The 26,228-nt window shown below is 54.2% G+C and carries 27 protein-coding genes and 2 tRNA genes; 10 read left to right on the top strand and 19 right to left on the bottom strand.

Annotated features, from left to right (window positions below; genetic code table 11):
- The first annotated feature begins 57 nt into the window (after positions 1–57).
- Positions 58–693, top strand: a complete 636-nt coding sequence (locus AX755_RS18500; protein ID WP_013096936.1) for a carbonic anhydrase — start codon at positions 58–60, stop codon at positions 691–693.
- A gap of 25 nt (positions 694–718) precedes the next feature.
- Here the strand turns inward: AX755_RS18500 and AX755_RS18495 are convergent, their stop codons facing one another.
- The 4 genes from AX755_RS18495 to mdtK form a co-directional block, all read right to left on the bottom strand.
- A complete protein-coding gene (locus AX755_RS18495) occupies positions 719–2,314 on the bottom strand; it encodes an FAD-NAD(P)-binding protein (protein WP_062857218.1) in 1,596 nt (531 codons plus the stop codon).
- 120 nt (positions 2,315–2,434) lie between these two features.
- Positions 2,435–2,511, bottom strand: a tRNA-Val gene (locus AX755_RS18490).
- Positions 2,512–2,515: 4 nt separating this feature from the next.
- A tRNA-Val gene (locus AX755_RS18485) sits at positions 2,516–2,592 on the bottom strand.
- A gap of 153 nt (positions 2,593–2,745) precedes the next feature.
- The gene (mdtK, locus tag AX755_RS18480; protein ID WP_013096934.1) at positions 2,746–4,119 is read right to left on the bottom strand and encodes an MdtK family multidrug efflux MATE transporter; all 1,374 of its coding nucleotides are present in this window, start codon (positions 4,117–4,119) and stop codon (positions 2,746–2,748) included.
- Positions 4,120–4,345: 226 nt separating this feature from the next.
- On the opposite strand from mdtK, the gene AX755_RS18475 reads away from it, so the two are divergent.
- Positions 4,346–4,987: a riboflavin synthase gene (locus AX755_RS18475; RefSeq protein ID WP_040023023.1), complete on the top strand. Its 642-nt coding sequence runs from the start codon at positions 4,346–4,348 to the stop codon at positions 4,985–4,987.
- A 30-nt stretch (positions 4,988–5,017) separates the two neighbouring features.
- On the opposite strand, the gene cfa is transcribed toward AX755_RS18475, so the two are convergent.
- Positions 5,018–6,166 (bottom strand): cyclopropane fatty acyl phospholipid synthase, encoded by a 1,149-nt coding sequence (gene cfa, locus AX755_RS18470; protein ID WP_013096932.1) that lies wholly within the window; start codon positions 6,164–6,166, stop codon positions 5,018–5,020.
- Positions 6,167–6,464: 298 nt separating this feature from the next.
- The gene (gene punC / locus AX755_RS18465) at positions 6,465–7,664 is read right to left on the bottom strand and encodes a purine nucleoside transporter PunC (protein ID WP_062857217.1); all 1,200 of its coding nucleotides are present in this window, start codon (positions 7,662–7,664) and stop codon (positions 6,465–6,467) included.
- A gap of 115 nt (positions 7,665–7,779) precedes the next feature.
- Here punC and punR point away from each other — a divergent pair, with 115 nt between their 5' ends.
- A complete protein-coding gene (punR, locus tag AX755_RS18460; protein WP_013096930.1) occupies positions 7,780–8,691 on the top strand; it encodes a DNA-binding transcriptional activator PunR in 912 nt (303 codons plus the stop codon).
- A 16-nt stretch (positions 8,692–8,707) separates the two neighbouring features.
- Here punR and purR read toward each other — a convergent pair whose 3' ends face one another.
- On the bottom strand, positions 8,708–9,733 hold the full coding sequence (gene purR, locus AX755_RS18455; protein WP_013096929.1) for an HTH-type transcriptional repressor PurR: 1,026 nt from the start codon (positions 9,731–9,733) through the stop codon (positions 8,708–8,710).
- Between the two features lie 297 nt (positions 9,734–10,030).
- On the opposite strand from purR, the gene cydH reads away from it, so the two are divergent.
- Entirely contained in the window at positions 10,031–10,120 is a 90-nt protein-coding gene (cydH, locus tag AX755_RS25430) for a cytochrome bd-I oxidase subunit CydH (RefSeq protein ID WP_020688313.1), read from the top strand.
- A gap of 163 nt (positions 10,121–10,283) precedes the next feature.
- On the top strand, positions 10,284–11,450 hold the full coding sequence (locus tag AX755_RS18445) for an MFS transporter (RefSeq protein WP_062857216.1): 1,167 nt from the start codon (positions 10,284–10,286) through the stop codon (positions 11,448–11,450).
- A 35-nt stretch (positions 11,451–11,485) separates the two neighbouring features.
- Here the strand turns inward: AX755_RS18445 and sodB are convergent, their stop codons facing one another.
- Complete coding sequence (sodB, locus tag AX755_RS18440) at positions 11,486–12,067, bottom strand: superoxide dismutase [Fe] (RefSeq protein WP_013096926.1); 582 nt, start codon at positions 12,065–12,067, stop codon at positions 11,486–11,488.
- Between the two features lie 122 nt (positions 12,068–12,189).
- Entirely contained in the window at positions 12,190–12,963 is a 774-nt protein-coding gene (locus AX755_RS18435; protein ID WP_029882772.1) for a C40 family peptidase, read from the bottom strand.
- A 338-nt stretch (positions 12,964–13,301) separates the two neighbouring features.
- On the opposite strand from AX755_RS18435, the gene grxD reads away from it, so the two are divergent.
- Complete coding sequence (gene grxD, locus AX755_RS18430; protein WP_003832760.1) at positions 13,302–13,649, top strand: monothiol glutaredoxin 4; 348 nt, start codon at positions 13,302–13,304, stop codon at positions 13,647–13,649.
- Positions 13,650–13,693: 44 nt separating this feature from the next.
- Here grxD and rnt read toward each other — a convergent pair whose 3' ends face one another.
- The 5 genes from rnt to eptA form a co-directional block, all read right to left on the bottom strand.
- Positions 13,694–14,344 carry a ribonuclease T gene (gene rnt, locus AX755_RS18425; protein WP_020688309.1) on the bottom strand — a complete coding sequence of 217 codons (651 nt, stop codon included), beginning with the start codon at positions 14,342–14,344 and terminating at the stop codon, positions 13,694–13,696.
- Positions 14,345–14,440: 96 nt separating this feature from the next.
- Positions 14,441–14,848 (bottom strand): lactoylglutathione lyase, encoded by a 408-nt coding sequence (gene gloA, locus AX755_RS18420; RefSeq protein ID WP_013096923.1) that lies wholly within the window; start codon positions 14,846–14,848, stop codon positions 14,441–14,443.
- Positions 14,849–14,948: 100 nt separating this feature from the next.
- Positions 14,949–16,046 carry an alkene reductase gene (locus AX755_RS18415; RefSeq protein ID WP_029882773.1) on the bottom strand — a complete coding sequence of 366 codons (1,098 nt, stop codon included), beginning with the start codon at positions 16,044–16,046 and terminating at the stop codon, positions 14,949–14,951.
- A gap of 53 nt (positions 16,047–16,099) precedes the next feature.
- On the bottom strand, positions 16,100–16,699 hold the full coding sequence (locus AX755_RS18410; RefSeq protein ID WP_062857215.1) for a TetR/AcrR family transcriptional regulator: 600 nt from the start codon (positions 16,697–16,699) through the stop codon (positions 16,100–16,102).
- Between the two features lie 41 nt (positions 16,700–16,740).
- Positions 16,741–18,366, bottom strand: coding sequence for a phosphoethanolamine transferase EptA (eptA, locus tag AX755_RS18405; RefSeq protein ID WP_062857214.1), 1,626 nt, complete (start codon positions 18,364–18,366; stop codon positions 16,741–16,743).
- Between the two features lie 148 nt (positions 18,367–18,514).
- Here eptA and AX755_RS18400 point away from each other — a divergent pair, with 148 nt between their 5' ends.
- The 3 genes from AX755_RS18400 (at position 18,515) to sodC (ending at position 20,299) form a co-directional block, all read left to right on the top strand.
- Positions 18,515–18,754 (top strand): DUF1289 domain-containing protein, encoded by a 240-nt coding sequence (locus tag AX755_RS18400; protein ID WP_013096919.1) that lies wholly within the window; start codon positions 18,515–18,517, stop codon positions 18,752–18,754.
- Between the two features lie 48 nt (positions 18,755–18,802).
- Entirely contained in the window at positions 18,803–19,699 is an 897-nt protein-coding gene (locus tag AX755_RS18395) for an aldo/keto reductase (RefSeq protein ID WP_013096918.1), read from the top strand.
- Between the two features lie 81 nt (positions 19,700–19,780).
- Positions 19,781–20,299 carry a superoxide dismutase [Cu-Zn] SodC gene (gene sodC / locus AX755_RS18390; RefSeq protein ID WP_013096917.1) on the top strand — a complete coding sequence of 173 codons (519 nt, stop codon included), beginning with the start codon at positions 19,781–19,783 and terminating at the stop codon, positions 20,297–20,299.
- On the opposite strand, the gene AX755_RS18385 is transcribed toward sodC, so the two are convergent.
- The 3 genes from AX755_RS18385 to AX755_RS18375 are packed head-to-tail and all read right to left on the bottom strand — an operon-like array spanning position 20,278 to position 23,404.
- On the bottom strand, positions 20,278–22,305 hold the full coding sequence (locus AX755_RS18385) for an FUSC family protein (RefSeq protein ID WP_062857213.1): 2,028 nt from the start codon (positions 22,303–22,305) through the stop codon (positions 20,278–20,280). The two genes, sodC and AX755_RS18385, sit on opposite strands and share 22 nt — an antisense overlap.
- Positions 22,305–23,165, bottom strand: coding sequence for an efflux RND transporter periplasmic adaptor subunit (locus tag AX755_RS18380; RefSeq protein WP_013096915.1), 861 nt, complete (start codon positions 23,163–23,165; stop codon positions 22,305–22,307). Before AX755_RS18380 ends, AX755_RS18385 begins: the two co-directional genes overlap by 1 nt.
- Positions 23,166–23,167: 2 nt before the next feature.
- Entirely contained in the window at positions 23,168–23,404 is a 237-nt protein-coding gene (locus AX755_RS18375) for a DUF1656 domain-containing protein (protein ID WP_013096914.1), read from the bottom strand.
- 186 nt (positions 23,405–23,590) lie between these two features.
- On the opposite strand from AX755_RS18375, the gene slyA reads away from it, so the two are divergent.
- Entirely contained in the window at positions 23,591–24,034 is a 444-nt protein-coding gene (gene slyA, locus AX755_RS18370) for a transcriptional regulator SlyA (protein WP_020688303.1), read from the top strand.
- Positions 24,035–24,067: 33 nt separating this feature from the next.
- Here the strand turns inward: slyA and AX755_RS18365 are convergent, their stop codons facing one another.
- Positions 24,068–25,429: a sensor domain-containing diguanylate cyclase gene (locus AX755_RS18365; protein ID WP_045295876.1), complete on the bottom strand. Its 1,362-nt coding sequence runs from the start codon at positions 25,427–25,429 to the stop codon at positions 24,068–24,070.
- A gap of 197 nt (positions 25,430–25,626) precedes the next feature.
- Positions 25,627–26,094 carry an outer membrane lipoprotein SlyB gene (gene slyB, locus AX755_RS18360; RefSeq protein WP_013096912.1) on the bottom strand — a complete coding sequence of 156 codons (468 nt, stop codon included), beginning with the start codon at positions 26,092–26,094 and terminating at the stop codon, positions 25,627–25,629.
- Positions 26,095–26,228: the final 134 nt, after the last annotated feature.

Raw genomic sequence — 26,228 nt, 5'->3', positions numbered from 1 at the left:
CTTCATGAGTGTGATCCCGATCATACCTAAACTACAACAGATAAAAGAGAAATTGCTATGCAACATATCATTGAAGGTTTCCTCAACTTTCAAAAAGAGATTTTCCCGCAACGTAAAGAGCTCTTCCGCAGTTTAGCGTCCAGCCAGAATCCCAAAGCGCTGTTCATCTCATGCTCCGACAGCCGTCTGGTACCAGAACTGGTCACTCAGCAAGAGCCAGGACAACTCTTTGTCATTCGAAATGCTGGCAACATTGTGCCACCGTTCGGGCCAGAGCCGGGCGGTGTCTCCGCAACCATCGAATATGCCGTTGTGGCGCTGGGCGTGACGGATATCGTGATTTGCGGTCACTCCAACTGTGGGGCGATGAAGGCGATTGCGGATAACGCGAACCTCGAGCCGATGCCTGCCGTCTCCCACTGGCTGCGTTATTCTGATGCCGCTAAAGCGGTGGTGGAGAAGAAAAGCTGGGATCAGCCGATCGACAAAGTGAATGCGATGGTGCAGGAGAACGTCTTTGCGCAGCTGAGCAACATCAAGACTCATCCATCCGTTGCTGTGGGTCTGCGCAATAACGCCCTTCGCCTGCACGGCTGGGTGTATGACATTGAGAGCGGTGAAATTCGTGCGCTGGATAAAGCGACGAAAACCTTCGTTTCTCTGTCAGAGAACCCGGAAGTGTTCTTCGAATAATGACGATCAGGGCATGGATGCCCTGTCAGCTATCGAAATACGGCAATCTCCTGCGTAACCCTGAAGCGGGTTTTTCTGCCGCTTTCGCCATCGACCCGGCAATCTCCGCGCACTCGGCCAGTCCCTGAACGAAGGGATGATCGTGCATCAGCCACGGTATCGCGCCAAACGCGATTCTCCCGCGCACCGTTTCTGGTGCTTTAAGCGTGTAATCCTCGCCAATATCAGGGATCTCGTCGCCTGTCGCCTGTAGCTGTTTGCGCAGTGTCGGGAAAGGCAGATCCTCTGTTTTCAGCGGTTTTTGCCCGCGGGCATCAATAAACACGTCAAAGAGATAGGTGTTGTCTTCAGTCGCGATCGCCGTCTGGGCGCGACCGACATCCAGCGTGTAATCATCACTTAATGCGACAACGCTGATGATCCCGGCCTCGCGCAGCGCAAGCAGCCGACGGATAGACTGCGGTGGAATGGCGGCGTAGTTGTCGATAAACACCCGCGCCAGTCCCTGTTTGAAACGTTCCCGGTCCTGCTCATTAAGATGCGGCACGATCTCCTGAACCATCTCGTGCAACCGAAGCACGGTGTAGCGCCAGGGCACCGTTCGCCGCTCACGTTTGTTGCGTTCGACCTCATTCAGATTGGCTTCTGCCCAGCTAAACGGGCCATGCTGTTTGCGGTCCTCAAACCAGGCATCGCGAAGGGTGTCCGCATCCAGGGCGCGCAGCCCGATTTTCTCACACCATGTCGGGTCGGCGAGTTCCAGCTCTTTTACCATCAGGGTAAAAATACGATCCAGCAGGCCGTCAGACCCTTTGGCGATTTCATTCTCAACGACAAATTCAGTTAATACCGACAGCGGCTCGTAAGGAATAGGGCAGTAAAAATCGGCCTCAGGCAGAATGCCTGTCCGGGACATGAGGACTATTTTTAACGCCTCGCTGCCTTTATCCAGAACGAATTTGTCATCAACAAAGGCGCCATGCTGCATAACAACCGCCATGGCGGCGTCCAGTCCGCTTAATGAGGTCCCCATAATCCCCACCCGACAGGCTGGGATATGGGCGTCCATCAACCCGGACCAGGGGCTTGGGAAGAAGGTGCGCGTAGCCTCATCCTCATCAGGCCAGACGTGGCCGGTGGCGATGACGGCAAGGTTGAAGCGTTCAGGTAAGCGGGTGTTATTTACCGAAAGCGTAACGCCGTCTTTGTCGGTGGCGATATCCGTCACCTCGGCGGATTCATGGATATCGACCTGAAATCCCAGCCTGCGGGCCTCTTTGACCACTCTCAGAAAACTGTCGCGAAAATATTCCCCCAGCAGGATCCGGGGCAGAAACTGCCGGTCGTGCAGGGAAGCTTTATCGACGTGATAGCGGGCGAGATGGGCTGCACTCTGCTCTTTTAACCAGTCGAGGTAGGTCATAAAAACGGGTGGGATTTCAATGCTGGCAATATTCGCCAGCATCAGACGCGAGTTCTCATCAATTCGGTAGGGCATGCCCACGCCCGCTTCCTCGGCTTTTTCAAAAATGGAAACGGCCAGTGGCGTTTTATGCTTGAGGAGCGCGTAAAAGGTGTAAATCCCTGTGGGGCCGGAGCCGATAATGGCGATTTTTTTCATCGACACTGTTCCTGCTTTTTTTTGTCATATGAAAAGCGTAGCAGGAGAAAGCGTAAAAAATCAGGCGATTGGGATTATTCAGACTACAAGAAGAGGATTTGCACCATTTCAGGACTGAAATGGTGCGTCCGAGTGGACTCGAACCACCGACCCCCACCATGTCAAGGTGGTGCTCTAACCAACTGAGCTACGGACGCAGAATGGTGCGTTCAATTGGACTCGAACCAACGACCCCCACCATGTCAAGGTGGTGCTCTAACCAACTGAGCTATGAACGCAACGTGTTGTCGGTGACAACGGGGACGAATATTAGCGGCACAGCACCGCAGTGGCAAGAGGCAAAATGCATTTTTCTCTCTGATTTCACGCGATTGCTTCATTACCGCGCAAAGTGAAGAGAAAGTAGCCGCCAGCAGGCGGCTACTGTGTATTTAACGTGCGGCGCGTTGCAAAATTACCGTGGATGGCTGACGCTGCAGGAAGCGCATACGCAGCATCATCATGATAGCCGCAGAGGTCAGACCGATGATAAAGCCGATCCAGAACCCCGCGGGCCCCATACGATCCACCACCAGATCGGTGAGCGCGAGAATGTAACCGCTCGGCAGACCTAACACCCAGTAGGCGATGAAGGTAATAAAGAAGATGGAGCGGGTATCTTTATAACCACGCAGTACGCCGCTGCCGATCACCTGGATGGAGTCAGAGATCTGGTATACCGCTGCCAGCAGCATCAGATGCGATGCCAGCATCACCACTTCCGGGTTGTCATTGTAGAGCAGGGCAATTTGCTCCCGCAGTGCGACGGTGAAAAGCGCTGTGCAGACCGCCATACAGACACCCACGCCCAGCCCGGTGCGCGCAGCCGTTTGTGCATCAAGGGTTGAACCTTGCCCCAGACGGAAGCCGACGCGGATGGTGACCGCGGCCGCCAGCGACATCGGCAGGACGAACATCAGCGAGCTGAAGTTCAGCGCAATCTGGTGTCCGGCCACGTTCACAATGCCCAGCGGCGAGACCAGCAGGGCGACCACGGCAAACAGAGTCACTTCGAAGAACAGTGCCAGCGCAATGGGCAGCCCCAGCTGTACCAGACGCATCATAATGTGCCAGTCCGGCGTGCTGAATGAACGCTCATTACGGATATCACGCAGGGAGCGGGCGTGTTTAACAAAGGTAAGTATGCTAAAGAACATCACCCAGTATACCGCCGCTGTTGCCACGCCGCAGCCTACGCCGCCAAGCTCCGGCATACCAAAATGGCCGTAAATAAAGATATAGTTCACCGGAATGTTGACCAGTAAACCGATAAAGCCCATGACCATCCCCGGCTTGGTTTTTGCCAGGCCTTCGCACTGGTTACGCGCCACCTGGAAGAAGAGATAACCCGGGACACCCCAGAGCAGGGCGCGCAGATACCCCACGGCTTTGTCTGCCAGAGCCGGGTCGATATTATGCATGGCGCGAATGATATGCCCGGCGTTCCAGAGCACGATCATAATCAGTACGGAGACAAATCCAGCCAGCCAAAAGCCCTGGCGCACCTGATGGGCGATACGTTCACGTCGGCCGGAACCATTCAGCTGGGCGATAACCGGCGTGAGTGCCAGCAGCAGGCCGTGACCGAAGAGAATGGCCGGAAGCCAGATAGAGGTTCCGATTGCCACGGCGGCCATATCGGTGGCGCTGTAGCCACCGGCCATCACCGTATCCACAAATCCCATTGCGGTCTGGGCCACCTGCGCGATGATCACCGGGATAGCCAGTGCCAATAACTGCCGCGCTTCATTCATGTACTTCTGCACGTGAACACCTTTATTTTGTAGTTATATGAGAGACTAAAAAAGCCGCCGTAACTGGCAGCAAGAAGAAAAAGCAGAGGGGGTGCCAGCTATTGTAGCGGGCTTTAGCTATTAATCTAGTGAAAAAATCGCCAGAAAATGCGCTGCTCTGGCAACCTGTATTTCCAACTGTTATTGTGGTGGGATTAAACGGTGTCACCACCGTCCGGAAAATACAGGAGTTGTAAGCATGTTTACTGGTATTGTGCAGGGCACCGCTAAAGTGGTGTCCATTGATGAAAAACCTAATTTCCGTACCCACGTCGTTGAGCTGCCAGAATATATGCTGGATGGCATCGAAACCGGTGCCTCGGTTGCGCATAACGGCTGCTGCCTGACGGTGACCGAAATTCATGGCAACCAGATTAGCTTTGATTTAATGAAAGAAACGCTGCGTATCACCAACCTGGGCGAACTGGTGGTGGGCGATACCGTAAACGTAGAGCGTGCGGCGAAGTTCAGCGATGAAATTGGCGGCCACCTGATGTCGGGCCATATCATGACCACCGCCGAAGTGGCGAAAATTGTCACCTCTGAAAATAACCGTCAAATCTGGTTTAAAGTGCAGGATCCGTCATTAATGAAATACATCCTCTATAAAGGATTTATTGGTATTGATGGGATTAGCCTGACGGTCGGAGAAGTGACGCCGACGCGTTTTTGCGTGCATTTAATTCCGGAAACGCTACAGCGTACGACGCTGGGGGCGAAAAAACTGGGGCAGCGTGTGAATATCGAAATCGATCCGCAAACCCAGGCGGTCGTGGATACCGTCGAGCGTGTGCTGGCGGCGAAAGAGGCAGCCATAATAAAGGCCACCGAAGAAGAATAAAAAATAACCCCGGATACCCGGGGTTATTTTTTAGCGCGGCACACGTAAGCCGTGTTCAATCCCGCGACTAAAGACCACCTGCCAGAGCTGAATATCACGCGCGCGGAACGCACCTGCGCAGGCATTCAGATAATAGCTGAACATCCGTTTAAATCGTTCAGAATAGTTGTCTGCAATCTCAGGCCACGCTTGCTGGAAACGTTCATGCCACGCCATAAGCGTGGTGTCGTAATCCGCGCCAAAGTTATGCCAGTCTTCCATAATGAAGTGGCTTTCGCTGGCGTTGGCAATCTGGCGAACGGAAGGCAAACAGCCATTCGGAAAGATGTATTTATTGATCCACGGGTCAACGTTATTGTCCGTGCGCTTAGAGCCTATGGTGTGCAGCAGGAAAATGCCGTCGGGTTTTAAATTACGATCCACCACCTCAAAATAGGTGTCGTAATTTTTCGGCCCCACGTGCTCAAACATGCCCACGGAAACAATGCGATCAAACTGCTCGTTGAGGTCGCGGTAATCCTGCAGACGGATATCAACGTCGAGACCCTGGCAGCGCTCCCGGGCCATTTTTTGCTGTTCGGCTGAAATGGTTACGCCGACCACGCTGACGCCGTAGTGCTTCGCCATAAAATACGCCAGACCGCCCCAGCCGCAGCCGATATCCAGCACACGCATACCGGGCTGCAGCTGCAGTTTCTCGCTAATCAGACGCAGTTTATCCTGCTGGGCTTCTTCGAGGGTTGTCGCCTTTTTCCAGTAGGCGCAGGAGTATTGCATGAAGGGATCCAGCATGCGGCTGAACAAATCGTTACCGAGGTCGTAGTGCTCTTTGCCCACGATCCACGCCCGTTTTTTGCTTTGCAGATTGAACAAACGGGCGGAGGCGACGCGCAACGTATCTTTTATATTGCGGGGGAGCTGGTTCTCCAGACCGGCGCGCAACACGCTGGCAAAGAAAATATCCAGCCGCTCGCAATCCCACCAGCCATCCATATAGCTTTCGCCCAGCCCTAACGATCCCTCGCGCAGCACGCGTTTAAAAAAATCGGGATGTTTGACCTGCGGATCGGAGGGTGAAGATCCGTTGATAGTGATGCCTGCACGACCTAACAGTTCACTGACGATCCGGGACCAGTTATCGTCCGGAACGCTGACTTCTTCTATACACGATGAACTCATAGCTTCTCCATCACCTTACTGTGATCAGAACCTTCAAACAGCGTAGACGCTTTTTATGGTTTGTGAGAAATCTCACGGTAAATACCGCGAGGCTAGTATCCGACGTAGAACAGAGGAAGGGAGATAACCCTTGCCGAAATGCCTTCCATGGTAAAACGGGAGCACTCCGGCTCCCGTTAACACTTAATATTTATCGTATTTAATCGAACCAAATTTAGTATAGGCCTCAAAAATTGGTGATTCAATAGAAAATTCTTAGCAACCTAATCACTGAAATGTTACATATTTTCCCCAGTGATTACGCGTGCGACGTCTCCGCCTGAGCATGGTTCTCAAGCTCGCGCTGTGCGGCAGATTGCATGCGATAACCCATTACTGCCAGCGCAACGGTGACCAGCATCACGCTGGTGGTAGTTAACAGCGGGGTGGCAATCAGCGCTGACACCACCAGGCTTGCCAGGAAGCACAGGCCGAGCTGCAGGGTATTTTGCAGCGCCGCGGCGCGTCCTGTCGCCTGCGGGAAAGGACGTAACGCCTGTGCGACCACGATAGGGTAAATGGCACCGTTAGCCACCGCCATCACGCAGAACGGAATCAAAATCTCCGCCAGACCGACGCCCGGAATAAACCCGACGGCCCAGGTGGCGCCCACGCTCAAGGCAAACAGCGCCAGCAGCCAGGGCAGCATCTGCTGGCCTTCCCATTTCTGCAGCGCCGCACGGCAGCCGTATCCGCCCAGCAGGAAGGCGATGGTCTGCGGGACATAGCTCAGGCCAATGGCGGCCGGGCTGTACCCCATATCGTGCAGAATAAACGGCGAGCCGGTGAGCCAGGCGAAGAAGCTCGCCGAGCAGGCGGCATAGACCAGGACGTTACCACGATACGCTTTGGCGCTCAGCAGGGAGAAGAACGTGATCGGTTTGGCGTCAGCATGCGCCTCTTTTTTATGCGCGGGCTTGAGGGCAAACGCCGGCAGCATCAGTACCAGGGTGATGGCAAATAGCGTGGCAAAAATGGCCTGCCAGTCGAAGTGCGCGAGGATCCAGCTGCCCAGCAGGGGAGCGAGGGCAGGTGACAGGCCAACCAGCGGCATAATGGTGGCGAAAATGCGGTTGGTACGGTTGGCCGGGTAGTAGTCGGTCACGAGAGCCTGCCAGGTTACCGCCGCGGCACAGACGCCGACGGCCTGCACAAAGCGCAGCACCAGCAGCCAGGTCGCATCGCGTACCCATAACATTCCCAGACAGCCTGCGGCAAAAATGGCCAGGCCCAGTAACAGCACCGGTTTACGCCCGAAGCGATCGGAGAGTGGGCCCCAGAGCAGCTGTGCGATGGCAAAACCGGCGAGGAACAAACTCAGGCTGGCGCTGATGGCCGCGGCTGGCGTTTGCAGATCTTCCTGCATCGCCGCAAACGCGGGCAGGTACATATCGGTGGCCAAAAAGCCCAGCACGCTCAAACCGCCGAGCCAGACTAAAAATCCATTCCTGGGTTGCATTGTTTTATTCTCCTTGAGGAGGCAGGTAGACACTGGCGCAGAGTGTAGGGAGTGCAAAGCGGGTTGTGAAACGCTAATATTTGGCGGTTGCATTCAAATTTTTTGCAGGCAGAAAATGTGGTCAGATTATTCTCTTGAAGTGGTGGATGCTGTCGCGCGTAACGGCAGCTTTAGCGGTGCGGCACAGGAGTTGCACCGCGTCCCTTCGGCTATCAGCTACACGGTGCGGCAGCTTGAAGAGTGGCTGGCGGTTCCGCTGTTCGAACGGCGGCATCGCGATGTGGAATTAACGCCTGCTGGCGCGTGGTTTTTGAAAGAAGGGCGTTCTGTTATCAAAAAAATGCAGATCACCCGCGAACAGTGCCAGCAGATCGCCAACGGCTGGCGCGGACATCTTTCCATCGCCGTGGACAATATCGTTAAGCCGGAGCGTACCCGGCAGATGATCGTGGATTTCTATCGCCATTTTTCAGACGTTGAACTTCGTGTCTCGCAGGAGGTATTCAACGGGGTCTGGGACGCGCTGGCGGACGGCAGGGCAGAGATGGCGATTGGCGCAACCCAGGCGATCCCCGTCGGGGGGCGCTATGCGTTTCGCGATATGGGCATGTTGAGCTGGAAATGCGTCGTGGCACACGATCATCCGCTGGCTGCCCTGGAGGGACCGCTGAGTGACGACACGCTGCGCAACTGGCCGTCGCTGGTGCTGGAGGATACCTCGCGCTCGTTGCCAAAACGTATCACCTGGCTTCTTGATAACCAGCGGCGGGTGGTGGCGCCGGACTGGGAATCCTCCGCGACCTGCCTCAGCGCCGGGCTGTGCGTCGCGATGGTTCCCGTCCATTTCGCTAAGCCGAGAATCGATACCGGTGAATGGGTCGAGCTGACGCTGGAGAATCCGTTCCCGGATGCGGCCTGCTGCCTGACGTGGCAACAAAATGATGTGTCGCCCGCCATGGCATGGCTACTGGATTATCTGGGAGACAGCGAAACGCTTAACCGGGAATGGCTACGGGAGCCAGCTTAGCTGGCTCCACACGAGATTAACGACGATAGTCGCGGAATGGACCATCCGCAACGGAACGGCGCTCGATAAGGCGCGGGTGAACTTCAATGGACTGCGACTCTTCACGTTTGTTGACGATCCTGTCCATCAGCATATTGAAGGCCGTTTCACCGAGGGAGTCCTTCGGCTGGTGGATGGTGGTCAGCGCAGGCGTGAAGAAGCGCGCGTTGCGCACGTTGTCATAGCCGATCACGGAAATATCCTGCGGCACGCGCAGGCCCAGCTCATCGGCTGCACACAGGGCCCCCATCGCCATGATGTCCCCGCCGCAGAACACCGCCGTTGGACGATGCGGCTGAGAAACGATCTGCTGCATGGCGCGGTAGCCAGACTCCGGCTCAAAGTCGCCCTGCACGATCCAGTTTTCCGGCACGGTGATCAGCGCTTCTTCCATCGCCTTCATAAACCCGGCCAGACGGCCAGCACCGGTGTTGCGCTCGAGCGGCCCCGGGATCACGCCAATTTCACGGTGACCGCGTTCAATCAGATAGCGGCCCGCCATATAACCGCCTTCGAAGGCGTTATCGATGACGGAGTCGGTAAAGTCGGCGCGCGCTTCGCCCCAGTCCATCACCACCATCGGGATATGACGATACTCTTCCAGCATGGACAGGACAGATTCCGGGTATTCGGAACACATCACCAGCAGGCCATCCACACGCTTTTGCGCCATCATCGACAGATAGGCGCGCTGTTTTTCAATATTGTTCCACGCGTTGCCGAGGATAAGGGTATAGCCTTTCTGGAAGCAGTTTTTCTCAACCGCTTCGATGATTTCGGCAAAATAGGCCGCTTCACTGCTGGTCGCCAGCAAACCAATGGATTTGGTGTGATTAACTTTAAGGCTACGCGCAACGGCACTCGGCGAGTAGTGCAGCTCTTTGATTGCCGCCCAGACGGCGTTGCGCGTCTCTTCCGCTACGAAGCGGGTTTTGTTAATTACATGTGATACGGTTGTAGTGGAAACGTTTGCGCGTTTTGCTACGTCTTTAATTGTTGCCATTAAATGTCACTCCAGACCATATCCTAAACTCCTGAAAACCTTGAAGGTAAACGTTTGCCTTCTCTCACCCTTATCACGCAATCTTGAATTGCGGCACGCCAGGAAAACGACACGGGACGTCAGGAGGGGGTCAATGGCCGGTACGCTAATAAATTTAGCGTGGAATTTTGTCCTATCTTGATGAAAAGGGGAAGAGCTAAAGTGGTTATCCGTTTAAATCCTGGAAGATTTTTGACGTAAATTGTGTAAAAATGAGCAAGCTCACTTTTCGTGGGGGGATTAAAAGGAGAAAAATTGATGAGTTCCGATCTGAAGTTTTCGCTGTTCACCACCGTTATTGTGCTGGCGCTGATTGTTGCTGCAGGTCTGACGGCTGCACTGCACTGATTTACGCGGAGGGGGCGTTCGCTCTCTCCCGCTCGTCCTGATTGTTACATCTCCGGCAAAAATCTTTTGCCAATTTGTTAACTTCTCATTTTTTGTGATTGATGTCATGCTTTCGGCTTCTTTGTTCTGTGTCACCATATGACACGGCATCCGGAGTTGACGCATGAAAATCAATTTTCCCCTGCTGGCCCTGGCGATTGGCGCTTTTGGGATTGGCACCACTGAATTTTCCCCTATGGGACTCTTACCGGTTATCGCCCGCGGTGTGGACGTCTCTATCCCTGCAGCCGGGATGTTAATCAGCGCCTATGCCATTGGTGTGATGGTAGGAGCACCGCTGATGACGCTGTTGCTTTCCCACCGAGCGCGCCGCAATGCGCTGATTTTCCTGATGGCTATCTTTACCCTTGGCAACGTGCTCTCCGCCATTTCGCCTGATTACACCACGCTGATGCTGTCACGTATCCTGACAAGCCTTAACCACGGCGCTTTCTTTGGGCTGGGGTCGGTGGTGGCGGCAAGCGTGGTGCCCAAACACAAGCAGGCGAGTGCCGTGGCAACCATGTTTATGGGCCTGACCATCGCCAACATTGGCGGCGTTCCTGCGGCCACCTGGCTGGGTGAGGTCATTGGCTGGCGTATGTCGTTCCTCGCAACCGCCGTACTGGGCGTTGTCGCGATGGTGGCGTTGTTCTTCTCCCTGCCGAAAGGCAGCGCTGGTGAGCGGCCTGAGGTACGTAAAGAGCTGTCGGTACTGATGCGCCCGCAGGTGCTCTCGGCACTGCTCACCACCGTGCTGGGTGCCGGGGCGATGTTTACCCTTTACACCTATATTTCGCCGGTGCTGCATGACATCACTCACGCGACGCCGATCTTTATTACCGCGATGCTGGTGCTGATTGGCGTGGGCTTCTCGATTGGTAACTATCTGGGCGGGAAATTTGCCGACCGCTCCGTGAGCGGAACGCTGAAGGGTTTTCTGACCCTGCTGATTGTCATCATGATTGCCATTCCCTGGCTGGCGCGTAATGAGTTTGGCGCGGCCATAGCGATGGTCGTCTGGGGTGCGGCCACCTTTGCCGTGGTTCCGCCGCTGCAGATGCGCGTAATGCGCGTCGCGCATGAGGCACCGGGCCTCTCCTCGTCGGTGAATATTGGTGCGTTCAACCTGGGCAATGCGCTCGGTGCCGCAGCAGGCGGTGCTGTGATTTCGGGTGGTCTGGGATACAGCTTTGTGCCGGTGATCGGGGCCATTATTGCCGCGCTTGGCCTGCTGTTAGTGATGATGTCGGGTCGTAAACACCCTGAAGCGGCCTGTGCTGCCGAATAAAAAAACGCAGAAGGGGAAACCCTTCTGCGTCTCTCTTACGCGGCGAAGTTCTTCGCCACAAAGTCCCAGTTAACCAGTGCCCAGAAGTGCTCCAGGTAGTTAGGACGCGCGTTACGGTAATCAATGTAGTACGCGTGTTCCCAGACATCCACGGTCATCAGCGGTGTCGCGCTGGTGGTCAGTGGTGTACCCGCGTTAGACGTGGAGACGATAGCCAGTTTGCCATCGGCCTCTTTTACCAGCCATGTCCAGCCAGAACCGAAGTTTTTGATTGCGGCATCGGTAAATTTCGCTTTGAACTCCGCAAAGCTGCCAAAGGCGGCGTTAATCGCAGTAGCCAGTTCACCGGTCGGCTCGCCGCCAGCATTTGGTGCCAGGCAGTGCCAGTAGAAGGTGTGGTTCCACACTTGAGCAGCGTTGTTGAATACGCCACCGTCTGAACTGCGGACGATCTCTTCCAGCGTTTTGCCTTCAAAATCGGTGCCCTTGATCAGGTTGTTCAGGTTGGTGACATAGGTCTGGTGATGTTTGCCGTAATGATATTCCAGGGTTTCCGCAGAAATGTGCGGTGCCAGGGCGTCTTTTGCATACGGTAGTGCAGGTAATTCGAACGACATTGCTTCTCTCCTTATTGTATTTTGCGTTGCCAATAACCACACAGACAACAAGGACAGGATAGCAAATTGAAAGGGTATGCAAAAGAGGAACTTACCCTACCGTGGTGACGGCAGGGCAGGGTTTAGCGGATGGTTTTCGGCGTCATGACGCGGCGTGCGCCGACGTAGTGACGCACCCAGTAGTCTTCGCTAAGCGAGGTGATCTGAATGTCCTGACCGCTTCGTGGGGACTGAATAAACTTCCCGTTACCCACATACACGCCGACGTGATCAGCCGTACCGCGACCCTGGGTGCGGAAGAAGACCAGATCGCCATTTTGCAGCTCGCCACGGTTAACGGGGGCGGCGTCGCGCAGGTGGTACATTTCATTGGCGGTACGCGGAATGCGGAATTTCACCAGATCTTTATAGGCGTAATACACCAGCCCGCTGCAGTCAAAACCGGTGCGGGGAGAGGTGCCACCCCAGCGATACGGTTTGCCAATTTGCCCCATCAGCTTATTCATCGCCGTTTTTTGCGCTTTCTGTACCCGAACCTTATGCGCGTCGGCAATTTTTGTCACTTTCGTGCATTTGGCTTTATGCCCTTTGCGCGTGGTGCATTTTTCCGTTACGAGGTTGGCAGCAGTTTTTGAGGCTTTACGTTTCGATGCGAGGGCAGTGCGGGAAGATGTTGATTTCGATTTGCTGGAGGCGGTCTTTTTCGTTTGAGCGGTTGTTTTTTTCTTTTCGTTCTTACTGGTAGTCTTTTTTTTACGTTCTGTGGTTTTTGCCAGATGCGTTTTTTGCACAGCAGAGTGCCGCGCCTGTTGAGAGGCGTTTGCCGCTGGCGTGAAAGAGAGTGATGTAAACAGTAAAGCACAGAGCGTGATCGAGATTTTATTTATCCGCGCCACTGGGCAGTCCCCTGATAAATGCAGGTCATCAATAATACCCGCGTGTGATTTACAAAGCCCGTCGATTCTAATCCATAAAAACCCGAGAAGTTAATAGCATTTTTCAATCTAAAAACCTGTTTCGTTAGCAAGTGCAAAAAAATTCATCGATTTGTCGCACAATTGTTCACGCCCTAAGCAAAACCCTGCCTGCCGCAGGGTTAAGCACCATTTACAATGCAACTTTTCGCCACTCGCGATAAAATAGCTATACGTGACAAAAATGTTATTTTCCGATGCCAGTCTGAACCGCTACAATGTCAGACTAATGCCGTAACAGAAGTTAAAGGAAGCAAGACATGAGCACCACTATTGAAAAAATCCAGCGCCAGATCGCTGAAAACCCGATTCTGCTGTATATGAAAGGTTCTCCGAAGCTGCCAAGCTGTGGCTTCTCCGCGCAAGCGGTTCAGGCGCTGTCTGCCTGTGGTGAACGTTTTGCTTACGTTGATATCCTGCAAAACCCGGACATCCGCGCTGAGCTGCCAAAATACGCGAACTGGCCGACGTTCCCGCAGCTGTGGGTCGACGGTGAACTGGTTGGCGGTTGCGATATCCTGATTGAAATGTATCAGCGCGGCGAACTGCAACAGCTGATCAAAGAGACGGCGGCGAAGTACAAAACCGAAGAGCCGGACGCAGAGTAATTTTCTGCGCAAATAAAAAAGCGACCTTAAGAGGTCGCTTTTTTTTATTCTTCGCTGTCGCCCATCGCCAGCGGCCAGCCGCCCAGACGCTTCCAGCGGTTGACTATTTCACAGAACAGCTCTGCGGTGCGCTCCGTATCATACAGCGCGGAGTGCGCCTGCGTGCCGTCAAACTCAATCCCGGCCGTAATACAGGCTTTTGACAAGACCGTTTGTCCCAGCGCCAGGCCACTCAGTGCGGCGGTGTCAAAGGTCACAAACGGGTGGAAGGGGTTACGCTTAAGAGAGGCTCGCTCGGCGGCGGCCATCGTAAAGCTGTGATCGAACGTGGCGTTATGCGCCACCATAATGGCACGGCTGCAGTTGCTCTCTTTCATGCCTTTACGCACCATTTTGAAAATGGCGTGCAGCGCGTCATATTCGCTCACCGCACCGCGCAGCGGGTTATGCGGATCGATGCCATTAAACGCCAGCGCCTCTGGCTGCAGGTTTGCGCCTTCAAAGGGCTCAACGTGGAAATGCATCGTGGTGTCCGGTGTAAGCCAGCCCTCTTCATCCATCTTCAGCGTGATGGCGGCAATTTCAAGCAGCGCATCGGTTTTAGCGTTAAATCCGGCTGTTTCGACATCAATGACAACAGGATAAAAACCACGAAAACGGTCGCACAGACCGGTAAGTTGAGCGTTATCGGACATCAGGGTCTCTTACAAGGGGAAAAAAGCAGAGCGCATTATGGCAAATTTTGGCGTGGGATGCAGTAAAACAACGGGCGCATAGTGCGCCCTGAGGGATCAGTTGCCCAGACCGCGACCGGCGTCTTTGGCTTCAATCAGCTCGATTTTATAACCGTCTGGATCTTCAACAAACGCAATCACGGTGGTGCCGCCTTTTACCGGGCCCGCTTCACGCGTGACGTTGCCACCGTTGCTGCGAATGCGTTCACAGGCTTCTGCCGCGTTGTCCACTTCCAGCGCGATGTGGCCATAGGCCGTGCCCAGCTCATAGCTGTCGACGCCCCAGTTATAGGTCAGCTCGATAACCGCTTCATCCGTTTCCGGGCCGTAACCCACGAATGCCAGCGAATATTTGTATTCCGGGTTTTCGCTGGTGCGCAGCAGCTTCATACCCAGTACGTTAGTGTAGAAATCGATGGAACGTTGCAGATCGCCAACGCGCAGCATGGTGTGAAGTAGGCGCATAATTTCCTCATTAACCAATGGAGTAGAGTATCTTTTTGAACAGAAACGATGTTTTAGTATAGCGGCGAAAGGCCGCCGCTATCAATGCACAACGGAGAGATTACAGCGTAGGGTAGTCGGTATAGCCTTCCGCGCCGCCGCCGTAGAAGCTTTCCGGGCGCTGTGGGTTCAGCGCTGCTTTCTGCTGCAGACGGGCAACCAGGTCCGGGTTGGCAATGTAATCACGACCAAAGGCCACGGCGTCGATCAACCCTTTATTAATCAGATCTTCGGCTTTCTCAGGCGTATAGGCCCCCGCACCGATGATCACCCCGTGGAAACGCTCGCGCACTTTCTGGCGGAAGGCCTCAGAGTAAGGCTGACCACCGGCCCAGTCCGGCTCGGACATGTGCAGATACGCGATACCGCGTTTCGCCAGCTCTTCAATCAGATACAGCGCGTCCGCTTCTTCGTTCGGACCGTTGTCGACGTTCTGGAACGTACCGATTGGGGAGACGCGAATACCAATACGGTCCGGGCTCCACTCCTGACAAACGGCATCAACCACTTCCAGCACCAGACGGGCGCGGTTTTCGACGCTGCCGCCGTACTGGTCGGTGCGGTGGTTGGACGACGGTGAAAGGAACTGGTGCAGGAGGTAACCGTGCGCGGAGTGCAGTTCAACCAGATCAAAACCGGCTTCGCGGGCGTTGGCCACCGCCTGACGGAAATCGTTCACGATACCCGGGATCTCGTCCAGCTCAAGGGCGCGTGGCGTTGAGGTATCGACGCGGATCGCGTTACCGTTTTCATCGCGCAGGGAAGTGCGGGTATTCGCATTCAGGGCTGACGCGGAAACCGGTGCCTGTCCGCCAGGCTGAATGCTGCTATGAGAGATACGACCGGTGTGCCACAGCTGAACCGCAATGCGACCCTCTTCGGCGTGAACGCCAGCGGTGATTTTCTTCCAGGCGGCAATCTGCTCCGGACTGTGCAGGCCTGGTGCGCCGGCATATCCCTTCGCCTGTGCGGAAATCTGCGTGGCTTCAGTGATGATGAGGCCAGAGCTGGCGCGCTGACGATAGTATTCACCCATCAGTGGGGTTGGGATATCACCCGGCTCAATGCTGCGCAGACGGGTGAGTGGGGCCATAAACACGCGGTTTGGTGCGGTGACGGCGCCCACTTTCAGTGGGGTGAAAAGTTTTTCAGCTGACATAACGACTCCTGAGTAGACCAGTCGACTAGTAATTAAGTAAATAAAAACGCCTGCTACACGCCAGGCGAAGTAATGCTGCTATTAACATGTGCCAGTGCGCTTTCCAGCGGCACGGCACTGCGGGAAATTTTGGCCTGCAGGTTCGCCCCTAACCAGAGCGAATATAAAACTTGCGCCTGGGTTAATGCCTCACCGGCGAAGGCCAGCGTTTTTTCACGGCGGCCATTCTCAAGCGCCTGCGCCAACAGGGCGATCACGCCGCTGGCACCTTTATCCATTGCCGCGCGCATATCTTCGGAGAGATCGCACACTTCTGCAGAGAGTTTTACCGTCAGGCATCCGCTGATAATGCCCTGCTGACAGAACTGGTTCAGCGTTTCCTGATAGTAGTTGAGAACACGATCCCGATAGTTTCCTTCACCACTGGCGAAATGGGTAGCCAGGCGTTGATGGTAGTTGGCATAGTGCCGCTCCAGCATCGCCACGCCAAACGCCTCTTTGGATCGGAAGTAGTGATAAAACGACCCCTTTGGCACTTCAGCGGTTTTAAGTAACTCGCTTAACCCCATACCGGTAAACCCGCGATGCATGCAAAGCCGCTCGCCGGTCGCCAGTAAATGTTCGCGTGTATCGTGTTCAGTATTTCTGCTCATGGCCAAACTCTAATAGACCGTTCGGTCTATTGCAAGGGCGTTTACTGACGACATGCGCGCAGGATATCCAGTTGCTGCTGATAAACCGTTGATTTCACATCCATCATACCCAGTACGGTAGAGAACAGATTATCCTGCGAAACCGCATTTTTTGCTGCGTAGTCACGCAGGCACTGCGCGTTGATACCAAAGTTTTTCGCGTAGTCCGGTGATAACCAGAACATGAACGGAATGTGTGTTTGTTGCTCTGGTGCCAGCATGTACGGCGTGCCGTGCAGATAAATTCCGCTTTCGCCCAGCGATTCGCCGTGGTCGGAAAGGTAAATCAGCGCGGTGTTCATATTCGCCTGACGTGCCTTCAGCGCATCGATGGTTTTGCTGACCACGCTGTCGGTATACAGAATGGTGTTGTCATAGGTATTCATCAGCGCCTGGTGATCGCAATCCTGAATCTCATTGGTGTCGCAGGTTGGGGTGAATTTGCGGAAATTGTCCGGGTAACGGTGATAGTAAGCCGGGCCGTGGCTGCCCATCAGATGGATAACCAGTACGGTGTCCTGTTTCAGGCCGTCCAGCACGTTGTCGAGACGGTAGAAGTTCACATCATCAATACAGGACTTGTCTTTGCAGAACTGATCCAGGTTCCACTGGGTCATATCAGTATGGGGTACGCGGTCGCAAGCACCTTTACAGCCGCCGTCATTGTCGCGCCACAGCAGGTTGATTCCCGCGTGTTTGAGCACATCGAGCAACCCTTCCTGGTGATGCGCCAGGTCGGCATCGTATTTGCTGCGCGTCATCCCGGAGAACATGCAGGGAACGGAAACGGCCGTTTCGGTACCGCATGACGTGGCCTGCGGGAAGTTGATGACATCCTGCTTTTTCAGTTCCGGGTTCGTTTCACGGCCATAACCATTCAGCGAGTAGTTCGCGGCACGTGAGGCTTCACCGACAACCAGCACCAGAACTGTTTTCTTGTTCTGTCCTGCAATCAGCGGGCCTTTATGCGCATCTTCACCTATACGCACCAGCGTTTGGTCACCTTCGAACCAGCGCATTTTGCTGTATTTCATCATGGCGCTGACGTAGTTAGCTGGGGTGACCATCTTGACGATGCTCTTATTGTTGCGAAACAGCGACGCATAATCTTTATAAAACACGGCGGCGACGAGGATGATCACCAGCAGGGCGCCAAGCATGGCGGCAACGCGCATCAGCAGCGCATACCACCATTTTCCGGTCTGAATACGCGTCATCGCCAACACCACGGAAGGAACCAGTCCTGCTATGACAATCCACAGAATCATCTGTGGCGTGACCAGCGCTGTGGCTTCCTGGGAGTTGGTTTCGAACACGTTAACAATCATGTTCTGATCGATAACCGCGCCATAGGTATACATAAAGTACGTTGCCGCGGCACAGCCGACGGTTAAGACGATCAGCAGCGGCTTTCGGATAAAGGGGATATTGAGCAGGCTGAAGACAATCACCCAGCCGCAGAACAGCACCAGCGGCACGGACGCGGCAAAAAGGATATCGTGAAGCCTTGCCGTGGCAATAATGGCCCAGCTACGTTGAATAAACAGTGCGTTTATCAGCGTAAAGAAAAGCGCACAACCCAGAGTGAATTTTATATCGTTACACTGTAACTTCTTCGTTAACCACATCGAAAAGAAACCTGTCATCATATTGATGAGGCGAGTATAGAGAGGGAAGATTAGTGAAACCTTAATGCCACAAAACTGTGGTAAAGCCCTTGCACGTGGGGCGTTTAACGTCTTCACTGTAGGTAAGTGTCGGTATTCGGAGGTGAACGTGGCAGAGCAGCTGGAGTTTTTCCCCATCCAGAGCCCGTGCCGGGGGATTTGTCAGGTGGATGAACGCGGTTATTGCCGTGGGTGTATGCGTACCCGCGACGAGCGGTTTAACTGGCAAAATTTCAGCGACACGCAAAAGCAGGAGGTGCTTCGCCTCTGCCGCCAGCGGTTTCTGCGCAAAATACGTGCAAACAAGCCGGGTGAAACCGAAGAACCCCAGCAACCTTCACTGTTTTAACACGCTTATTGCGTATACTCATGACATCACTTCCTTGAGGAAAATGTTATGGTTCAGCGTATTACCCTTGCCCCCCAGGGGCCAGAATTCTCCCGCTTTGTGATGGGTTACTGGCGCCTGATGGACTGGAATATGTCCCCCCTGCAGCTGGCGAGCTTCATTGAGGAGCACCTCGATTTAGGGATCACCACTGTCGATCATGCTGACATTTATGGCGGCTATGCGTGTGAAGCGGCGTTCGGAGAAGCCCTCAAGCTGGTTCCGGCGTTGCGTGAGCGGATGGAAATTGTCACCAAATGCGGTATTGCCACGACGGCAAAACCTGAACATACCCTTGGTCATTACATTACCGATAGCGCACATATCATCAAGAGCGCCGAGCAGTCGCTGGTGAACCTGGCGACGGATCATATCGACCTGCTGCTGATCCACCGTCCCGACCCGTTAATGGATGCCGATGAGGTCGCCGAAGCCTTCCTGGCGCTGCATCAAAGCGGCAAAGTGCGTCATTTTGGCGTCTCAAACTTTACCCCGGCGCAGTTTGCGCTGCTGCAGTCTCGTCTGCCCTTTACCCTGGCCACCAACCAGGTGGAAATCTCCCCGGTGCATCAGCCATTGTTGCTCGATGGTACGCTCGATCAGCTGCAACAGCTGCGCATCCGTCCTATGGCGTGGTCCTGCCTCGGGGGCGGTCGTCTGTTCAATGACGATGAATTCCAGCCGCTGCGCAATGAGCTGGAAACCATTGCCCGTGAACTGAACGCTGAGAACATCGAACAGGTGGTTTACGCGTGGATCCTGCGTCTGCCGTCGAAACCGCTACCGATTATTGGTTCCGGTAAAATTGAACGCGTGCGTTCTGCCCTGGCGGCTGAAGAGCTGCAGATGAGCCGTCAGCAGTGGTTCCGCATCCGCAAAGCTGCGCTCGGTTACGACGTACCGTAAACCGGTAAAAATGTGACTTTCCGGTGAAATCTTTGCCTCTGGTATACACTTAAGAGGCAAAAAATAACCAGCGGAGGTCATATGAAGCGTTTTGCTCTGGCACTGGTCACGCTGGTTGTTTGCGCAGGGGCGCAGGCAGCCAGCGATGAAGTAGAAATGAATCTCGTCACCTCGCAGGGCGTAGGTCAGTCCATCGGCACAGTGAAAATCACTGAAACCGACAAAGGACTGGAATTTGCGCCCGATCTCAAGGCTCTGCCTCCCGGCGAACATGGTTTTCATGTTCATGCCAAGGGGAGTTGTCAGCCCGCGTTAAAAGAGGGTAAACCCTCGGCAGCAGAGGCGGCAGGCGGCCACCTTGACCCACAACATTCCGGTAAGCATGAGGGCCCAAACGGAATGGGCCATCTGGGCGATCTGCCCGTGCTCGTGGTAAATAATGACGGCAAAGCCACGGATCCGGTTGTTGCGCCACGCCTCAAAAAGCTGGATGAGGTCAAAGGCAAGGCGCTAATGATCCACGTCGGCGGCGACAATATGTCCGATCAGCCGAAACCGCTTGGCGGTGGTGGGGCACGCTATGCCTGCGGGGTGATCTGATCCCCAATCGTCCCCGGCGGTGGCGCTTGTTCCAGCTGCGACAGGGAACAGTGCAGCCGCCAGATTATCGACGCTAAATCACGCGCGGCGGGCTGATGGTGGTGAGCAAGACTGTCGCAGATCCGCTGCAGTTCAGTCAGCGTCGCTTCCAGCGGGCGTTGCTGAACGCCGCGTTCACTCATCACATCGCGTAGCAGAGAGATGCACACGTCGCGCACCTGCGACAGCGGATCGGAGCGTGTCTCCCATGCGCGAAGTTGCCAGACCACGTGGGAACAGTTCAACAGGACCACTCCCCAGCGCAGCAGCCAGCGGCGGGAAAGCGAGTCCTGGCTGTTATTGAGCTGGCTGACATGGTGGTACACCAACGATTCATACTCACTTTCACGCAGATGCGGTTTACGGCTGAGCTGATCGACAAACCCCCGACGAAGCTCGCGGATATGGCGTCGACTTTTACGCGCGTCTGAGCCGGGGCGTAATACGGCAAAAGCCAGCCACGCCAGACCCACGCCCAGGATTTTTGCCAGATTATCATTGAGAAAATCGGCGTAATCATAAACCGGCGGGTTTGTGACGGAGATAAACGAGCCCATAAAGACAATCAACTGACCCCAGAGCCCCGCCAGTTTGGGCATTTGCAGCTTCAGAAGCTGCATCGTGGTTAATAGCGGAAACAGAAACAGCAGGAACTGCCACAGGTCGCTTATCTGCACCATCAGGCCGAACTTGACCACAAAGCTGAACAGCGATAACAACACCAGCGTGCGCAGCAGCAGCGTAAGCGAGTTGAACGGCGAGGCGGCGACGGAGTAGAGCACGCAACTGATGGCGGCCAGCGTGAGCGCGGCGGAGCCAGATTCCCACTGCGTGGTGATGCTCCATGCCCCCACCAGCGTCAGGGCGCAAAAGGTTCGAAAACCGCTCCACAGCGCTTCCAGATAGTCAGTGTGCCGCGCCAGCGCCGGGCTACTGGGAACGGCGAATTCCGTTATTGGCGTGGCATTTTCAACGGCCTTGATCCAGCGACTGCTGCGCAGATACAGGCGGCAAAAGTAGTTCAGACGCTGCCAGAAGGCGCGGTGGCGATAATCGTACTCATCTTTCGGTGCAAGCGGGGCGATAATGCGGGCCACCGTGTAGATGTCGGCATCCGGGCGGGCAAGGGCTGCGAGCAGCGTTTCAATGATGGCGCGGGTGTTTTCCGGTGGCGTTGACCAGTTGAGTAACATCCGGCGCAGGCTGGAGATCGCACTGGTCATCCGTAGCTGCTGGTGAAGCAGGTAGTTCAGCAGGGTATTCTGGCGGCGAAAACGATAGTGGCTCCAGAAGGCCTGAATGCGTAACAGATTCATGGTCAGGATCTGACCAATCACCTTTTCATGCGCCAGGCGAATCTCATCGTTTGTATCCGGCTGCCAGAGCAGGCTCGCATGTTCCAGCAAGCGAGTATGCATGGTCTTCAGCGCCGTGATAAGCGCGGTGCCGTCGGAGGTGCTGGGCAGAATCATCATCATAAATCCGCCGCTCAGAATACCGACGATGACTTCGCAGACGCGCGCCTGGGCGATATCCCATAACTCGGTGGTATCGAGAACGTTAACGACCGGAAAGGCAATAATCGCCGCGGTATAGCCCGCCAGCTGGAAGGCGTAGGCGACGTTATTAGTAAAGTGGGCGCAGGCCCAGGTACAGCATCCCAGCCATGCCGCCATGCTCAGTAAAAAAAGCCACGGATCGTTCAGGGTATGGCCTGCAATGATCAGCGCCGCAGTGGCACCGAGCAGGCTGCCCGCGATGCGCCCAAGGCTTTTACTGATCACTCCGCCAACGGTCGGGAAGCTCACGACCGCCGCGGAGGTCATGGCCCAGTAAGGCTCGTCAAGGTTCAGATAGTAGGCGACGGTCAGCGCAAGGCACATGGCAATGCCGTTGCGCAGGGCGTAGCGCCACTGAGGGCGCGTTGCTTTCATCCACGGCTGATTTCGCCAGGATAAGGCATTCATCAGGGTGTTCCGATCGAGACAGTACAGGTTGTGCCGGAGACCAGCGTTAACCCCTGCGGTAAGCGGTCAAATTCAACCCGAACCGGCACGCGCTGGGCCAGGCGCACCCAGGGGACATTAGGTTTGATGTCGGGAACCAGGCCAGAATCGGTTTCAACGCTCTGATCGTAAATGGCACGGCCAATGCTGGAAACGTGACCCTGTAACCTTTGTGAGCCGCTATAAAGCGTTATCGTGGCAGGGGCACCTTCCCGAATATGGCGAAGTTTGGTCTCTTCAAAATAGCCCACGACGTAAAACGAGTGGCTGTCGACCAGCGCGAAAATCGGTTGGCCGGTGGTGGCATAATTACCCACGCGGGCAGAGAGGTTCGTCACCCAGCCATCGACAGGGGCCTGTACCACGGTTTGCGTCAGTTCCCATTGCGCCTGTTTGAGCGTTGCCTCTGCCACATTGACGTTGGCCTGCATCGCCTTGACGTTGATGTTGGCGGTATCCAGGTCTTCGGCAGAGATATAGTTTTGTGATAAATGCCGACGACGCGTGGCTTCGTTGTTCGCTTTCGCCAACTCTGTCTGGGCCTTAGCCAGCTGCGCCTGGGCGTTAAGGATCGCGATATGGTACGGGGTATCGTCAATGCGGAATAAAACATCTCCCTTTTTAACGAACTGGTTATCCTTAACCAGAAGCGCCGTGATACTGCCAGATACCTGCGGGGTGATACTCACCTGTTCAGCGCGAATTTTACCGTCGCGTGTCCAGGGTGATTGCATATAAAAATTCCACAGCCACCAGCCGGCAACCAGGGCCAGAGCCAGGACAAAGAGGGTGGAAAAGTACTTCAGCGTTTTCAGGGGCATAATCACCACACAATCAGCACAGCAAGGCCAAGAGACACGGAGAGGGCGAACAGGGAGAGATCCATCAGCATGGGGTGCCAGATCTCGCCAGAATACATCCAGTCGCGGAGCAGACGATGCGCGACAAGCCAGATCACAAAGCCCACCAGAACGGCTTTAAACAGGGGAGGAAAGTAGACTGATGCACCGAAGATCAGGTCCTGAAGGGGCAGCCCCTCTGAGCGATGAAAAAACGTCACGAGCAGAGATCCTTTGCAGTGAACAGAATGCCGGGATGGCTTGTCTTAATGAGATGGAACATCACTTTTCAGTGTAAGTCATACTTTTAAATTTGATGAATGTCGTAATGCATTTGTTTTGGCAATACAAATGCTGCACACTATTCTAAAATCAGTATAATAACTTAGCAAGCTAATTATAAGGAGATGAAATTGGAATCGCCATTAGGTTCTGATCTGGCAAGGTTGGTACGCGTCTGGCGTGCTCTGATTGACCATCGCCTGAAACCTCTGGAATTGACACAGACGCATTGGGTCACGCTGCACAACATTCATCAGCTGCCGCCCGACCAGTCACAAATTCAACTGGCAAAGGCGATTGGTATTGAGCAGCCGTCGCTGGTGCGTACGCTTGACCAACTGGAAGAGAAGGGGCTGATCTCCCGACAAACCTGTGCCAGCGACCGTCGCGCCAAGCGAATTAAACTCACTGAGAAAGCGGCTCCCATTATCACTGAAATGGAAGCAGTGATTACCAAAACCCGCGGTGAGATCCTGTCCGGGGTTTCCCCTGCGGAGCTTGAAATGCTCATCAGTCTGATTGGACGCCTTGAGCAGAACATTCACGACCTGCAGGCACGCGACGCCTGACCTTATCAGGCCTTGCATTCGCAAGGCCTTTTATCATCTGGAGACGATCACCCGGTTGCGACCCGTCTCTTTCGCCTCATACATCGCTTTATCAGCCTTTTCCACACACTCTTCAGCCGTCGTCTCCACGGACGTTGCCGTAAAGACGCCCATGCTGATGGTAATGGGCTCCGGAAGCTGTCCCCCGCTGCTGGTCTTATCAAAGCTGCTCAGCTTCAGGCGGATGCGTTCCGCCACCTGGTACGCGGCTTCTGAAGAGGTGTTGGTTAACATCAACACAAATTCCTCACCGCCAATACGTGCGGCAATATCCTGAGGCCGTACGGAATCCATCAGCAGATGCGCCACAAACTGCAACACTTTGTCGCCCTGCAGATGGCCGTAGCAGTCGTTGATGCGCTTGAAGCGGTCGAGATCGCTGACGATAACCGAAACCGGACGGCTGGCTTTACAGGCACCGAGTGCCTGGTTTAGCGAGTCGTAAAAATAGCTGCGATTGTAGAGGCGGGTCAGAGGATCGCGAATCGAGTTTTGATACGACTGTTGATATTTCAAATGCGAGTCGCGATAGAGTCTAAAGACATCATAAAGCAGAACAAAAATAATCAATAACGTCGCAACAGTTTCAAATAAGCGCGCTCGATACCAGGAAATATCCTCCGCGTGTCCGCCTGCTAATAGCATCGCGAGCGTCACGATATAACAGACACATAAAAAATTACCGCCCACCCAAAAAATATTGCGTACGCGGGTAATAACCATTAGCGTTGCTAATGTCACCACCCAAAGAATAATCAAGACGATATTTATTGCATGGCTCCAGAGAACCATAAATTGATGGGTTTCATTATCCACCAGGTCTAACGACATTAATGATGAGTGGCTGGAGCTAAGCCAGGCCAACAGCACCATGCCCACCATAAACAGAAATGTACCGGCAACAATGGCGATATGCGCCGCACGTGAAAGCGGATTATCCCTGACGATATACAGCAGGGCCGACGCAATCATCAGCACCGCCATTAACAGATGGCGGTACATAAAGAAGATCATCGTATCGTTATAGTCCACGACGTTGAGCTGGTAGAGATCAAGCCAGGCCGGGAAACTGGTAAGCGTACCCACCATCAGCATGGCTGAACCGGCAAAGGCAAAAGCGATAGCAATCAGGTACAACCGTCTTCTGTCACACCAGTATTTCATGGCCATAAAGCAGGCAATAAACAGATGGAATACCAGTAAAAAAATGGTGAGTGTAGGGAATAAAAGCGGTGAGAAAGAGGGAACCCATTCGACCAGTTTTAAAAATAAAATTTGTAATATTCCAATGACGACAATGCACCCTAAACAGAATGGAATATAGGGCTTTTTCACGTACCGGGAGATCGCAAGCATAAGTATGTTTCAACGAAAATAATAAATAAAAAGTTAATTGAGATTAGCCTAATGCAAAAGAGAGGAGAATACTTTGCGCAGGAACAAGATACGGCGTGGTTAATTATTCATTGCCTGAATAAATTTTGTAAAACTATTTATTATAATGATGCTATTTGTAAAAGGATGCGGCCTGGCAGCCACATCCTTTTTATGAATTAACGCGGAGAAACGGTAACCTGGCTACCGTTGCTTGCCAGCACGACGCGCTGACCTGCAGAGAAGCGGGTGCTGCCCTGTTTCTGCACAACCATAATGGTGCTGCCGTCGTCTTTACGAATTTCCAGCTCTACGCCCTGGGTTTTATTCATCGCACCCTGAACGCCCTGGCCTGCTACGCCACCCGCAACGGCACCTGCCGCAGTCGCCAGAGAACGGCCTGTACCACCGCCTACGGTGTTGCCCAGGAAGCCACCCAGAACCGCACCGCCGATGGCACCCATGACGTTGTTCTCGTCACCACCCTGAATTTGAACAGGACGTGCGTTAACAATCGTACCGTAAGTCACGTTCTGAACCTGTTTCGCTTCAGAAGCGCTATAAACGTCGCCAGAAAGTGAACTGTCATTCACACAGCCAGCCAGAGTTAAACCAATCAGCGAAACGCCCAGTACACGTAAAATCATTTGAATCTCCTGTTCACCAAAAACGCCCAATCCGGGCATCCGTTATGGCTAAATTATATGGCATAAAGGGCCATCGTTCATATCTTTGCACTAACAATCGGAAAATTGTACTTGAATTTGACTTAACGAGAGAT

It is taken from the genome of Enterobacter sp. SENG-6 (assembly GCF_001605945.1).
Lineage (GTDB): Bacteria > Pseudomonadota > Gammaproteobacteria > Enterobacterales > Enterobacteriaceae > Enterobacter > Enterobacter cloacae.
The sequence above is the reverse complement of the archived record's forward strand: the minus strand, read 5'-3'. Positions and strand labels throughout refer to the sequence as shown.